This window comes from Micromonospora sp. M42, assembly GCF_000568915.1.
Taxonomy (GTDB): Bacteria; Actinomycetota; Actinomycetes; order Mycobacteriales; family Micromonosporaceae; genus Micromonospora; species Micromonospora chalcea.
In genome coordinates, this window is sequence record NZ_KK037233.1 from 2,039,766 (window position 1) to 2,053,193 (window position 13,428).

General features: G+C 73.6%; 9 protein-coding genes and 2 pseudogenes. 4 read left to right on the plus strand and 7 right to left on the minus strand.

The window, feature by feature from the left end; genetic code table 11:
• Both MCBG_RS09185 and MCBG_RS09190 read right to left on the minus strand, forming a co-directional pair.
• Nucleotides 1-743: pseudogene (locus tag MCBG_RS09185) on the minus strand (HAMP domain-containing protein); the annotation flags it as partial.
• 10 nt (nucleotides 744-753) lie between these two features.
• Nucleotides 754-1,410 (minus strand): response regulator transcription factor, encoded by a 657-nt coding sequence (locus tag MCBG_RS09190; RefSeq protein ID WP_043325105.1) that lies wholly within the window; start codon nucleotides 1,408-1,410, stop codon nucleotides 754-756.
• An 83-nt stretch (nucleotides 1,411-1,493) separates the two neighbouring features.
• Here MCBG_RS09190 and MCBG_RS09195 point away from each other — a divergent pair, with 83 nt between their 5' ends.
• Both MCBG_RS09195 and MCBG_RS09200 read left to right on the plus strand, forming a co-directional pair.
• Nucleotides 1,494-1,832, plus strand: a complete 339-nt coding sequence (locus tag MCBG_RS09195; protein WP_043325106.1) for a DUF952 domain-containing protein — start codon at nucleotides 1,494-1,496, stop codon at nucleotides 1,830-1,832.
• A 65-nt stretch (nucleotides 1,833-1,897) separates the two neighbouring features.
• On the plus strand, nucleotides 1,898-2,440 hold the full coding sequence (locus tag MCBG_RS09200) for an acyltransferase (RefSeq protein WP_030499741.1): 543 nt from the start codon (nucleotides 1,898-1,900) through the stop codon (nucleotides 2,438-2,440).
• A gap of 55 nt (nucleotides 2,441-2,495) precedes the next feature.
• Here MCBG_RS09200 and MCBG_RS35130 read toward each other — a convergent pair.
• The 3 genes and pseudogenes from MCBG_RS35130 to MCBG_RS09215 form a co-directional block, all read right to left on the minus strand.
• Nucleotides 2,496-4,243 (minus strand): annotated as a pseudogene (locus MCBG_RS35130) (CDP-glycerol glycerophosphotransferase family protein).
• A gap of 188 nt (nucleotides 4,244-4,431) precedes the next feature.
• Nucleotides 4,432-5,715, minus strand: a complete 1,284-nt coding sequence (locus MCBG_RS09210; RefSeq protein WP_043325107.1) for a nucleotide sugar dehydrogenase — start codon at nucleotides 5,713-5,715, stop codon at nucleotides 4,432-4,434.
• A 3-nt stretch (nucleotides 5,716-5,718) separates the two neighbouring features.
• On the minus strand, nucleotides 5,719-7,278 hold the full coding sequence (locus MCBG_RS09215; protein WP_043325108.1) for a glycosyltransferase: 1,560 nt from the start codon (nucleotides 7,276-7,278) through the stop codon (nucleotides 5,719-5,721).
• A 310-nt stretch (nucleotides 7,279-7,588) separates the two neighbouring features.
• On the opposite strand from MCBG_RS09215, the gene MCBG_RS09220 reads away from it, so the two are divergent.
• The gene (locus tag MCBG_RS09220) at nucleotides 7,589-8,755 is read left to right on the plus strand and encodes a hypothetical protein (protein WP_064447479.1); all 1,167 of its coding nucleotides are present in this window, start codon (nucleotides 7,589-7,591) and stop codon (nucleotides 8,753-8,755) included.
• Between the two features lie 9 nt (nucleotides 8,756-8,764).
• Here the strand turns inward: MCBG_RS09220 and MCBG_RS09225 are convergent, their stop codons facing one another.
• A complete protein-coding gene (locus MCBG_RS09225) occupies nucleotides 8,765-10,642 on the minus strand; it encodes a hypothetical protein (protein WP_043325109.1) in 1,878 nt (625 codons plus the stop codon).
• A gap of 11 nt (nucleotides 10,643-10,653) precedes the next feature.
• A complete protein-coding gene (locus MCBG_RS09230; protein WP_043325110.1) occupies nucleotides 10,654-12,114 on the minus strand; it encodes a hypothetical protein in 1,461 nt (486 codons plus the stop codon).
• A 176-nt stretch (nucleotides 12,115-12,290) separates the two neighbouring features.
• Between MCBG_RS09230 and wecB the strand changes: the two genes are divergently transcribed.
• Entirely contained in the window at nucleotides 12,291-13,379 is a 1,089-nt protein-coding gene (gene wecB, locus MCBG_RS09235; protein ID WP_043325111.1) for a non-hydrolyzing UDP-N-acetylglucosamine 2-epimerase, read from the plus strand.
• The last annotated feature ends 49 nt before the right edge of the window (nucleotides 13,380-13,428 follow it).

Sequence of the window (13,428 nt, forward strand, 5' to 3'; positions counted from 1 at the left end):
GGTGGCTGGCGTGCGCGAACGAAGGCGCGCTGCCGGTCCATCACGTCGGAGACCGCGTCGGCCATGTCGTTGAAGCTGGTCGCGAGCCGGCGCAGCTCGGGTGGGCCGAGCCGGGGGCGCACCCGCGCGGTCCGGCGGCCCTCGGCGATCTCGTGGGTCACCGCGTCCAGCTCGGTGACCGGGCGCAGCACCCAGCCGGCCAGCCCGAACGCGGTGGAGACGCAGGCCAGCACCGCGAGCAGGCCGATGCCGGCCAGCAGCAGCCACCACGCGCTGACGGTGCGGCGCACCCCGTCCGCCGGGCTGGTGGTCACCACCGCGCCGAGCACCTCGCCGCCGTCGTTGATCGGCACGGCCGTCACCACCGGCCCGCCGTCCCACGGCCAGACCGACTCGGGGCCGCTGAACTGCTGCCCGGACAGCGCGGTGTCGAGCGCCGCGCCGGTGCCCGCTCCCGGCTCCCAGGCCGACGAGGCGGCCACGGTACGGCGCTCCCGGTCCACCACCGCGGCACCGATGCCGTAGAGGGCGTCGTAGGCGGCCAGTTCCCCGTCGAGCGGACCGGGGCTGCCGCCGCGCAGCGCCGGGCCGGCGAGCGAGGCGAACCGGGTGGCGTCGGCGAGGCGGTCGGCGCGTACCCGGTCGGTCTCCCGGGAGGCCAGCGTGAACGCCAGCGGCGTCTCCAGGGCGATCAGGACGAGCACCATCAGCAGCAGGTAGCTGATCACCAGTCGGCGCCGCACGGGCCCCTCCTCACGCGCCGCGGAGCCGGTAACCGACCCCGCGCACGGTCTCCACCAGCGTCGCGTCGCCGAGCTTGCCGCGCAGCGACCCGACGTGCACCTCCACGGTGTGCCGGTCGGCCCAGGTGGTGCCCCACACGTCGAGCAGGATCCGCTCGCGCGGCACCGCCACCCCCGGCTGGCGGGCCAGCGAGAGCAGGATGTCGAACTCCTTGCGGGTGAGCGACACGTCCCGGCCGTCCACGCTCACCGTCCGGCCGCCGACGTCGATGCGCACCGGCCCGGCCTCGATGAGGTGACGCTCCGGGACGGTGTGCGCGGCGCGGCGCAGCACCGCCTCGATGCGCGCCTGCAACTCCACCATCGAGAACGGCTTGACCACGTAGTCGTCGGCGCCCAGCCGCAGGCCCAGCACCCGGTCGCGTTCCTCGCCACGGGCGGTCACCGCGATGATGCCGAGCTGGCTGCTGCGGCGGCGCAGCTCGCGGCACACCTCGGTGCCGTCGCCGTCGGGCAGCGTCAGGTCGAGCAGCACCAGGTCGCAGGGGGCGGCGGAGAGCGCCGCGGCGACTGTGGCGGCGTGTTCCACCTGGTAGCCGCGCCGGGTCAGCGCGGACGACAGCGCGGCGGCGACCCGACGGTCGTCCTCGACCAGGAGGATCCGCACCCGTTCCTCCCTCCGCTCGACGTGTGCCCTGCGAATGGTGGCAGACGCGCCGCCGGGACGCGAGGCCGCTCTAGGCTGCTGGCGTGATCTACAAGATTCTCTCCGACGACGAGTGGGCGCGGGCACGGGCGGACGGGCGGTTCGCCGGCACCGCGATGGACCGGCAGGACGGCTACGTCCACCTGTCCGCCGCCGACCAGGTGGTGGAGACCGCGCGGAGGTTCTTCGCCGGGGTCACCGGCCTGACCGTGCTCGCGGTGGACGAGTCCCGGCTCGGCGACGCGCTGCGCTGGGAGGCCTCCCGCGGCGGCGCGCTGTTCCCGCACCTGTACGCCGCGCTGCCGGTGGACGCTGTCGTCGCCGCGCATCCGCTGCCGGCCGACCGGCCCGCCGCCGACGCGGTGGCCGAACTGCTCGGGTGAGCGCTCGTTATGCTGCGTCGAGCCCGCCCGACGGCGCGACGCGCCCTGCCACGATGCGAGTTGAGATGACTGACAGCAACGACCGGTCCGCCTCCGTCTTCGTCCACCCGACGGCCGACGTGGAGGACGGCGCCAAGGTCGGCGACGGCACCAAGGTCTGGCACCTGGCGCACATCCGGTCGAGCGCGCAGGTCGGCGCCGGCTGCGTGATCGGCCGCAACGTCTACGTCGACGCGGGCGTCACGGTGGGCGACCTGGTGAAGATCCAGAACAACGTCTCGGTCTACCAGGGCGTGACCATCGAGGACGAGGTGTTCGTGGGTCCCTGCGCCGTGTTCACCAACGACTTCCGCCCGCGCGCGCAGAATCCGGACTGGACGATCACGCCGACGCTGATCCGGCGTGGCGCCTCGATCGGCGCGAACGCCACGCTCGTCTGCGGCATCGAGGTGGGCGAGTACGCGATGATCGCCGCCGGTTCGGTGGTGACCCGCGACGTCAAGCCGTACCAGCTGGTGGCCGGCAACCCGGCCCGGCCGAAGGGCTGGGTCGACGCCAAGGGCGAGGTCGTCTCCCGCGACGTCGACAACCCGCCGCACCAGGGCTGAATCGACGAGAAAGGGGCGACGACCGCGCCGGTCGTCGCCCCTTTCCCGGTACGCCTCAGCCGCAGAGCCGGCCGATCTCGTCCCGGAAGCGGTCCATCGGGTTCGACCCGGCCGGGCCGAGCAGGTACTCCTTCAGCTCCCGTCGCGCCCCGGTCATCGGGTCGTCGCCGGACCGCGTCACGTCGAGGATCTTCGCCAGCTCGCCGCAGTCCGCCGAGAGCAGGTACGCCGCGCGCGCGGTCGGGAACTGCCGGCGGAACTCGTCCTCGGACAGGCCGGCCGGGTTCGCCACCACGTACGGCCGCTCGCTCTGCACGAAGTCGGAGACCACGCTGGACACGTCGCTGACCAGCAGGTCGGTGACGTTGAAGCAGTCGAACAGCCCCGGCGTGCGGCCGGTGACCACCAGGTGCGCGGTCCCGTCCAGCGAGGACGGATCGGTGTCGCCGCCGGCCGCCTTGATCCGGCCCACGATGCGCTCGTGTACGGCCCGCGCCTTCGCCGACCGGCTGCCGGTCAGCGGGTGCGGCTTGTAGATGACCCGCACGTCACCGGCGGCGAGCAGCCCGGAGACGATCCGCTCCCCCATCAGCACCAGCGAGGTGTGGTACGGGTCGTCGTCGAGCCAGCCCTCCCAGGTGGGCGCGTAGAGCACGGTGAAGCGGTGGTCGGCGGCGCCGGAGCCGAACGTGTGCACCCCGGCGAGCTGCGGCCGGCCGACCTCCACGATGTCGCGGTCCAGCACGCCGACGTCGGCGCGCGCGTACCGCTCCCGCCCGGCCGGCCCGGCCACCCAGACCTCGTCGTACACCTTGCTGTACGGATTCACGCTCGCCTGCTTGTCGCTGTCGCCGTGGCCGACGAAGACGTGCTTGACGCCCGGTTCCCGCAGCAGGTGGATGTTGGCGCCGACGTTCGCGGCGTACAGGGCCACGCGCAGCGAGCTGAGGTCGAGGTTCATGAAGTCGACGCCGGCCGGCACGCAGATGACCGGCAGCCGGGTGTCGGCGAGCTGCTCGAACGCGTCAGCGGCGCGCAGCAGAACCACCGCGCGGCGGCCGGTCGCCTCCACCGGGGCGAGCCACATGTTGGCCTGGTAGACGTCCTTTGGCCGGGCCGGCGAAGTAGAGCGCGACCTCGGGCGTTCCCGGGCATCCAGTCGTGCACGGCGGGCAGCACGCCCGGCTGGCTGCCCCGGCCGCGCAGCGCGGTCAGCGCCAGCACCGCGGCGGTGACCAGGCCGGCGGCGAGCGTCACCAGGCCGGTGACCACCACCGGGGCGACCTGGTCGCGCGCGGCGGCCACCACCGCCGCCGGCACCAGAAGCACGTTGAGCAGCGGCATGTTCAGCCCGGCCAGCCACCGCGCCCAGGCCGGCGGCACCGGGACGCGCCGCAGCGCGCCGAGGTCGATGTTGCGGGTGTACGCCGGGGGGTCGACCCGCCCGTCGATCACCTTCGTCACCGCGTTCGTGGCTACCGCAACGGTCCAGAGCGCGGCGGGCAGCAGCAGCACCGCGATCGTGCCGGCCACGCCGGGGCGGGCCGAGACGACCACCAGCAGGACCACCGACAGGTCCCGCACCAGCTGCCGGAAGGTCTCGCCGAGCCCGGCCTTGTCGAGCAGTTCGGCGGTCGGAGTGTGCCGCCCGGCCAGGGCCAGTTCACCGGCGAAGGCGACCACGGCGGCCACCGCGAACGGCACCACCAGGCCGAGTACTCCGGAGAGGACCATGACCGCGTAGCCGAGGAGCGTCGCGCCCACCGCGGCGAGACCCTGCTGGCTGCGAATTCTGCTCAACAACGACACGCTCCCTGTCTGCCCCGACGTCGGCCAGGTTCGATTCGGACCGCTGCGACCCTAAACGGGTCACATGACACAAGTATTGCCGGGGTGTCCGGCAGGTGAACGGCGGACGCCGATCGGCTGGTGGCGACACGCGACGGGCCCCGGCCGTGATCACGGCCGGGGCCCGGTACGCGCGTGTGCGGTCAGCCTCCGATGACCACCCGGCGCACGCCGGTCCAGCGCTCCGGGTCGGTGACCCGCCGGCCGTCCACGAGCACCGTCACGCCGGGCAGGTCGGCCGGGGAGAGCGTGCGGTACTCCGCGTGGTCGGCCTGGATCACCGCGGCGCCGAGCGGCTCGCCGTCGTAGCCGGGCAGGCCGTGCGCGGCCAGTTCCTCGTTGCTGTACATCGGGTCCGACACGTACGGCACCGCGCCCCGGCGGCGCAGCGCCTCGACGGTCGGGAAGACGCCGGAGAAGGCGGTCTCCTTGACGCCACCCCGGTAGGCGGCGCCGAGCACCAGCACGCCGACCCCGGTCAGGTCGCCGTACGCGGCGGCGAGCAGGTCGACCGCGTACTCCGGCATGGCCGCGTTGGCCTCGCGGGCCGAGCGCACCACGGTGGCGGCCGGGTCGTTCCACAGGTACATCCGCGGGTAGATCGGGATGCAGTGGCCGCCGACCGCGATGCCCGGCGAGTGGATGTGGCTGTACGGCTGCGTGTTGCACGCCTCGATGACCTTGGTGACGTCCACGCCCACGGTGTCTGCGAAGCGGGCGAACTGGTTCGCCAGGCCGATGTTCACGTCCCGGTAGGTCGTCTCGGCGAGCTTGGCCAGCTCGGACGCCTCGGCCGAGCCGAGGTCCCACACGCCGTTGGGGCGGTCCAGGTCGGGCCGCTCGTCGAAGTCGAGCACCGCCTCGTAGAACCGGACGCCGTGCGCGGCCGACGTCTCGTCGATGCCGCCGACCAGCTTCGGGTAGCGGCGCAGGTCGGCGAAGACCCGGCCGGTGAGCACCCGCTCGGGGCTGAACACGAGGTGGAAGTCGGTGCCGGCGGTGAGGCCGGACCCCTCGGCGAGCATCGGCGCCCAGCGGTTGCGGGTGGTGCCGACCGGCAGCGTGGTCTCGTAGCTGACCAGCGTGCCCGGCTTCAGCCCACGGGCGATGGCCCGGGTGGCGTCGTCCATCCAGCCGAAGTCCGGCACGCCCTCGGCGTCCACGAACAGCGGCACGACCACGACGACCGCCTCCGACTCGGCGACCGCGGCGGCGGTGTCGGTGGTGGCCGACAGCAGGCCGGCGGCGACCGTCTCCTTCAGCTTGACGTCCAGGTCGGCCTCGCCCGGGAAGGGCACCGCACCGTCGTTCACCAGCTGGACGACCCGCTCGGAGACGTCGGCGCCGATCACCCGGTGCCCCTTGGACGCGAACTGCACGGCCAGCGGCAGACCGATCTTGCCGAGCGCGACGACGCAGATGTTCATGAACTACTTTCCTCCTCGGGGGAGCCGGCGCCGAAGACGGGCCGCGACCCGGCGAAGCGTCACCGGCCAGACGGTGAACGCCAAGTGACCTTTGTGGTTGTTGTTGATCGTGACCAGATGCAGTCGGGTGCCGTCTCGGTACACCACCCGGTGGATCAGCGGCGGCCGGAACCCCCGCACCGGGACGGCGGCGCTGTCCGCCACCCGGACCCGGACCGCCCGGGTCGTTCCCGCCGGACCGAGGTCGGCGGCCAGATCCGGGAGCCGGAACGTCGCCTCCACAGTCGTGCCCATCGGGTCGGCCGGCAGCAGCCGCACGGCGGCCTCCGCCTCACCCACCCGCACGGACATGTCCCCGCCGACCAGGTCGGCGAGATCCGGCCGGGGACTGCGGGCGAGGATCTGCACCCGCCGGTCACCGTCGGGCCCGGTCACCGAGCGTACCGAAACCGCGGTCAGCGCGGCGAGCCACCGGCTCGCCGCCGGCTCCAACTCGTACCATTCGTCACTCAGGCCACCCGCCTCACCGAAGCCCGGGAACGCGGCGAACCAGCGCTGGTCGCGGACCACCGTCGAGGGCAGGCCGTCGGCGGCGGTCAGCCGGATGATCGCCACCAGGTCCTCCGGCCGGCCGTACGCGGCCGTGCCGACGAGCACGCGGGTGGCCGCGTCGAGCCGGTCGCGGATGCCGTCGGTGAGGTACTCCCGGACCAGCTTGCCGACCCGCGACCGGACCTGCTCCCGGGTCTCGGCGTCGAGCTTGAGGTAGTCGGGGCGGAACAGCTTCGCGATCTCCCAGGCGAAGTGGCGCCGCAGCACCGCGTCGCGCCGCTGCCCCGGCTCCACCATGTCGGCCACGAACCGGACGATGCGCTCCACACACTCCAGCCGGGCGAGATGGTCGCTGCGGTAGGTGATGTTCGTGGAGTTGAGGCGCTTGACCGCGAAGTAGTAGTCGTAGTCGGCGAGCACCGAGATGCGGGCCGCCCGCAGGCACGCCTCCAACGTGAACGGCTGGTCGCTGCCGACCGCCATGTCCTCCGGGAAGCGCAGGTGGTGACGCTCGATCAGGTCCCGCCGGAACAGCTTCGTGTTCGACAGCGAGAACGGCAGCGGCGAGTCGAACAGGTCGATGTCGGACCGGGTCCGGTCGTAGATCTCCTGGTGCACGTAGCGCTTGTTCACGCCGACCATGCGGCCGAGCACCACGTCCGAGCCCCACCGGTCGGCCGCCGACACCAGCCGCTCCAGCGCCTCGCGGCCCAGGTGGTCGTCGGCCCCGATGAAGAATACGTACCGGCCGGTGGCCAGGTCCAGCGCCCGGTTGCTGGGGGCGGCCGGCCCGCCGGAGTTGGGCTGGTGCACCACCGTCAGGACCGAGGGGTACGCCGCCGCGAACCGCTCCAGCTCCGCGCCGCTGCCGTCGGTGGAGCCGTCGTCGACCGCGACGATCTGCAGCCGGTCGTGCCCGATCGTCTGGTTGACGAGCGACTCGAGGCAGGTGGTGAGGTCCGGCATGGTGTTGTACACCGCGACGACGACCGTGACGTCCGGTCGGCTCACCGCCCGGCCGCCGTCCGGGCCGAGGTGTCGATCGTGACGGCGCCCCGTGCCGCGGCTGCCGCCCCCAGGTCCGCCGCAGAGATCGCCCCGTCAGAACCCATGCCCGTCCGTCTCCGTGTCAACCACTGTCGCACGTGCGACCCGAGCGAGTGTACGACAAGCGCGGCGCGGGAGGCCGATGCCCGGCCGTGCCGGGAAGCCGGTGTCGCCGTTGCTACCCTGCACCCGGCTCCCGGGCGAGCGCTCCCGCCGGTCGCCGACGCCCCGGACGCCGACGCCGGGGGCGAAGATCACTCGGACAGGACCACGCATGACCGCACCGACGCGCGGCCAACAGCCGCCCGCGGAGACGGTTTCCCAGCACCGGGCCTCCTTCGGGCACCGGCTGGCGACCGCCTTCCGCAACGCCCTGCCCGCGCTCGTCGGCTACGTCGCCGTGCGAGCGGTGGGGCTGGTCACGCTCTGGCTCTGGGCCCGCGCCACCGGGGCCCGGCCGGCCGCGCTGCTCACCGGGTCCGACGGCGTGTGGTACCTGCGGATCGCGCGCGACGGCTACGACGGCTACGCCCGGGTCCAGAGCGACATGGCCTTCTTCCCGCTCTATCCCCGCCTGGTCGGGGCGCTGGAGCCGTTGACCCCGCTCGGCGCGCGCGCCACCGCGCTGGCGGTCGCCGCCGTCGCCGCGCTCGCCGCCGCCTGGGGTCTGTTCGCGGTCGGCGAGCGGCTGTACGACCGCCGCGTCGGCATCCTGCTCGCCGTGCTCTGGGGCGTGCTGCCGCACAGCATCGTGCAGAACATGAGCTACAGCGAGGGGATCTTCACCGCGTTCGCCGCCTGGTCCCTGTACGCGCTGCTGCGCCGCTCGTGGCTGCTCGCCGCCGTGCTCAGCCTGTGCGCCGGACTGACCCGGCCGACCGGCTCCGCGTTGCTCGCCGTGGTCTGTCTCGCGGCGCTGATCGCGGCGTTGCGCCGCCGCGACGGCTGGCGCCCGTGGGCCGCGCTGGTGATCGCGCCGGCCGGCTGGGTCGGGTACCTGGCCTGGGTGGGTTGGCAGACCGGGCGGCCGGACGGCTGGTTCCACATCCAGGACGCCGGCTGGGGCACCACCTTCGACTTCGGCGCCGACACGGTCCGGGTGGCGCAGCGCGTGCTGGCGCAGCCCACGGCGCTGACCATGTACGTGGTGACGCTCGTGGTGCTGATCGCGCTGGCGCTGTTCGTGCTCAGCGCCCTCGACCGGCAGCCCTGGCAGCTCCTGCTCTACAGCGGCCTGATCCTGCTCACCACGCTCGGCGCGGCCGGCTACTACCACGCCAAGGCGCGCTTCCTGCTGCCCGCGTTCCCGCTCCTGCTGCCGGTCGCCGTCGCGCTGGCCCGGGCCGGCTGGGCCCGGGCCGTCACCGTGCTGGCCCCGCTGCTGATCGTCTCCGCCTACTTCGGCGGCTACGTCCTGATCATCTGGAACCGGTCGCCGTAGGCGCGCCGCTCAGTTGCTGAACGGCCGCACGTCCCAGAGCCACACGTCGTCGACCTGGCGGCCCGGCCCGTACAGGGCGTCGAGCACCACGCGCAGGTCTTCCTGCCGGCGGTGCTTGGGCAGCGCCACCGCGTCCGCCCGCCAGTAGCGGGCGTCGGCGCGGGCCTGGGCGACCTCGGCCGGCGTCACGTCGGTGCCGCGCTTGCCCTCCGCGACCAGCGTGAGCAGCTTCGCCGTCGGCTGCGGCTCGACGCCCCACCGCCCGGTCGGGTCGTCCTTGGACGTGGGGGCGAGGAAGTAGCCCTGTGGGACCGCGAACTCGGCCAGCGCCACCGAGCCCCAGTAGACCGAGGTCATGTTCGCCACCGGCACCGGCACCAGGGTGCGGCCGGGGGCCACGTGGTCACGCCAGGTGCCGGCGGTGACGAAGTCCGGCACCGCGGGACGGCCCTGGGCCGGCAGCGGGGTGGGCAGGATCGGCACCAGCGCGGCAACCACCGCGACGACAGCGATCCGGGCTGGCAGCCGGTCCCCGTCACGCGCGAGACTCGCCACCCGGTCCAGAGCCAGCGCCAGCAGGACGCCCACGGCCATGGTGGTGATGAACCCGAAGCGGGCCACCACCACGGCGTCGAAGACCGGAAGGTGCTGCAGCAACGCGAACGGCGCCGGGATCGTGGTCCGCTCGGTGCCCCACGTCCAGGTGGTGCCCATCGACAGCAGCGCGCACACCACGGCGACCAGGGTCAGCACCCGGACGGTGACCTCCCTGCGCAGCCACCACGCGGCGGCGACCGCCACCACCACCAGCGACCAGCCGAAGAAGCTGACCTGCTCGGTGGTGTTCGGGCCCCACCCGCCGGCGCTGGTCGGGCTGCCGGCGATCGACTCGGTCGCGTAGCGCACGTAGGAGCCGAGCTTCAGGGCGTAGACGTCGGGGCCGCCGGGGTGCCCCATCCGGTGCTGCGGCCCGAAGAACTGCATCCACAGCGGGTACGCGGTGACGACAGCGACCAGCGCGCCGGCCACCCCCAGCCCGCCCAGCAGCCGGGGGGCGCGCCGCAACGCGACCTTCGGCGCCAGCGCGAGATGGGCCAGCGCGGCGAGCAGGCAGCCGAGCGCGAGCAGGAAGAGGATCTCCACGCTGATGAAGAACTGTGCCGCGATCAGCGCGCCGAGCACCAGCCCGTCCCGCAGCACCCGGCCGCCCCGGGCCAGCACCAGCACCCGCCAGCCGATCAGCGGCACCAGCCACTGCGCGGTCATGTGCGGGTGCCCGTTGCTGTGCGACACCAGCGCCGGCGCGAACGCGCAGAACAGGCCGCCGACGAACGCGGCGGCACGGGACCGCACCACGTGCCGGGACAGCACGTGGTACCAGGCGTAGCCGGTGCCGACCAGGTTGAGCGTCATCAGCAGCACGTACGCCGTCGGGGCGCCGAACAGCAGCGTCACCGGCGACAGCAGGATCCCGGGCAGCTGCATGCCGACGTTGGTCATCAGGTTCACGCCGTCGGGGGCGTTCTGCGCGGTGGTGAAGAACGGGTTCTCCAGGTGCCGGACCGCGTGCGCCGCGTACGCCAGCATCCACTCGTTGAATCCCTGGTCGTCCGGGCGGCTGCCGAGCAGGCGTCCGTCCGGGTTGCGCCACCCGCGGGCGGTCACCAGGAGCGCCCAGGCCAGGTAGACCGCCGCGACGACGCCGTCCCACCGGCTCCACCGCCGGACCGGCCGCTCGCCGGTCCCGTCGCCGGCCTCGGTGCGGCCGCCGTCGTCCGTCCCGGTCTCCGCCGGCTCCGGCGCCCGGCGGACCTCCGTGTCGCCGGGCGAGGTGTCGCCGGGAGTGGCCGCAGCGGGGTCGGTGGGACGGGTGTCCGGAACGGTCATGAGGCAGGAGTTTACGGCTGCGCGGCGTCGTCGCCCGGCACCCCCCGGGCCGCCCGCCCGGCGCGTCTCCACGGCCTGGTCAGCGCCGCGTCGAGCGCCGCCACGGCCAGCACCACCAGGCTGATCCGCAGGTAGATCGCCTCCTGGATGCCGAACCGGCTGTACTCCCCGGCGGACAGCATGAGGCTGGCGAGCACACTGACCAGGCTCACCACCACACCGAGCACGCCGGCCAGGACGAGCCACGGCCGCCGGCGGACCGCGCCGGTGAGCACGCACGCCAGCACTGTCGCCACGACGGCGCCGGCGAGCAGAGGAAGCACCAGGTCGCGGCGCGGGTACCAGACCCTCTCGACCGCGTCCGGCAGCATCGACACCGGGCGGCCGTACGTGTGCAACTCGGTGCTGCCCAGCGCCATCGGCAGGATCCGGCCGACCATGATCTCGCGGTAGTGATCCGGCTCGGCCATCGCGTACCGGAAGCCGATTGCCATCTCGTGCTCCTCGGCCCACCGCTGCAGTTCGGGGCAGTTCGCGTACGCCTCGGAGAACTTGCGGACGTTCCACCGCCGGACCAGGCTCGGGTCCTCGATCGCGACGCACCGCGGCATGCCGAGCTCGCGGTGGTAGACCTGCCGCATCTCCGGGTCGCGCTGCACCTCGACCATCAGCCGGTAGAGGAACGTCTCGTCGGTCTGCGAGCGGCCCGACGCGCTCCACTTGGCGAACGTCTCGTCGGTGGGACCGAGCAGCGCCGCGTTCCAGCCCAGCCCGGCGCCGATCGCGACCAGCGCCACCACCGCCGCCCAGCGGTGCGGGCGGCTGCGCCACGCCAGCACCGCCAGCACCGCCGGCACCAGCGCGATGAACAGCAGCATGTCCTGCCGGACGAACATCCACCACACGGTCACCACGACCGTGGCGGCGAGCAGCGGCCACGAGCGCCGGCGTACCCAGAGCACCAGCAGGCCGAACGCGAGCAGGCCGAGGCTGATGGACAGCGACTCGGCGGTCAGCGTGTGGTCCCACACGTAGACCGCGCGGGTCAGCGCCAGCACGAACAGCGCGACCCCGGCGCAGACCCGGGCGGTCGTGCCGCGCAGCATCGTCCAGAGCGCCAGCACGAGCACCACCCACGCCGCGGTGCTGATCAGGGCCTGCGTCCACGCGCGGGCGGGATCGCTGCCGGCCAGCGTGTAGAGCAGCGGGGTGCCCCACAGTCGCGGCGCGTGCCCGGTGAAGGAGAGCGTCGCGGTCGGGTTCGGCCCGTCGAGCAGCCCGGCGTACGACCGGGTGTCGAAGGTGCGGAACGCCTCGGCCCGCGCGGCGATACTCAGCCGCGCGGCGACGAACGCGACGACCAGACCCGCGAGCACGAGCTGCGCGGGGCGCGGCCGGGGACGCGGCCGCCGGGCGGCGGGCGGCTCAGCCGGCTCCTGCGGGCGCTCTTGAACGACCGACGACTCGACCATGACGGGATTTCCTCGCGCTCGTGCCGGCCTTGTCGGCGTCCAGAAGCGGAATGCCCCGATGTTAGCCTGGATCGCCCGCGTGGGGGTTCCCCTCACCGGCCGGCGCAGCCGGTTCCGCGGGGCGCCCACGGACGCCGCCCCGGTCGGACGGACAGTCAATCGGAGGGATCACCCACATGAAGGTCGTCAGCATCGTTGGCGCCCGGCCCCAGCTGGTCAAACTCGCACCGATCGCCGCGGCGTTCGCCGCCACGGAGCACGAGCACGTCATCGTGCACACCGGGCAGCACTACGACGCCGACCTCTCCGACGTCTTCTTCTCCGGGCTCGGCATCCCCGACCCGGATGTGCACCTGGGCATCGGTTCCGGCAGCCACGGCGTGCAGACCGGCAAGACGCTGGCCGCCCTCGACCCGGTGCTCGCGGCCGAACGACCCGACTGGGTGCTGGTGTACGGCGACACCAACTCCACGCTGGCCGGCGCGCTGTCCGCGGTGAAGATGCACCTGCCGGTGGCCCACCTGGAGGCGGGGCTGCGTTCGTTCAACCGCCGGATGCCGGAGGAGCACAACCGCGTCCTCACCGACCACTGCGCCGACCTGCTGCTGGCGCCCACCGAGGAGGCGGTGCGCCACCTGTCCGCCGAGGGCCTGGCCGCCCGTTCCGTGCTGGTCGGGGACGTGATGGTCGACGTGTGCCTGCGGGTGCGTGACGCGGTGCTGGCCGGTGACCAGCCGCGCCCCGAGCTGCCGGCCGGCATCGACCCGGACGCGCCGTACCTGCTGGCCACGCTGCACCGGGCGGAGAACACCGACGACCCGGAGCGGCTGGCCGCACTGGTGGGCGCGCTCGCCGAGCTGCCGGTGCCGGTCGCCCTGCTGGCGCACCCGCGCCTGCTGGCCCGGGCCGAGGAGCACGGCATCAAGCTGGGTGGCGGCGCGCTGCACGTGGGCCGGCCGCTGCCGTACGGCGGCATGGTGGCCGCGGTGCTCGGCTCCGTCGGTGTGGTGACCGACTCGGGCGGCCTGCAGAAGGAGGCGTACCTGCTGGACCGGCCCTGCACCACGCTGCGCCCGGAGACGGAGTGGGTGGAGACCCTCGCGGACGACTGGAACCGGCTGGTGCCGGACCCGTCCGCGCTGGGCGCCGACGGCTGGGTGCGGACCGCCACCCGGCCCCGGCCGGCCGCCGCGCGGGGCAACCCGTACGGTGACGGCCGCGCGGCCGAGAACGTGGTCCGGGTGCTCGCCGAGCACGCCCGCTGAAATCGGACCGGCCCGCCGGGCGCCGTCGCGATCGACGGTGCCGGCGGGC

Excerpts from the sequence above, each read along its gene's own strand:
- MCBG_RS09210 (WP_043325107.1), bottom strand. The coding sequence starts at position 5,715 with ATGAACATCTGCGTCGTCGCGCTCGGCAAGATCGGTCTGCCGCTGGCC.
- MCBG_RS09230 (WP_043325110.1), bottom strand. The coding sequence starts at position 12,114 with ATGGTCGAGTCGTCGGTCGTTCAAGAGCGCCCGCAGGAGCCGGCTGAG.
- MCBG_RS09220 (WP_064447479.1), top strand. The coding sequence starts at position 7,589 with ATGACCGCACCGACGCGCGGCCAACAGCCGCCCGCGGAGACGGTTTCC.
- MCBG_RS09200 (WP_030499741.1), top strand. The coding sequence starts at position 1,898 with ATGACTGACAGCAACGACCGGTCCGCCTCCGTCTTCGTCCACCCGACG.
- wecB (WP_043325111.1), top strand. The coding sequence starts at position 12,291 with ATGAAGGTCGTCAGCATCGTTGGCGCCCGGCCCCAGCTGGTCAAACTC.
- MCBG_RS09225 (WP_043325109.1), bottom strand. The coding sequence starts at position 10,642 with ATGACCGTTCCGGACACCCGTCCCACCGACCCCGCTGCGGCCACTCCC.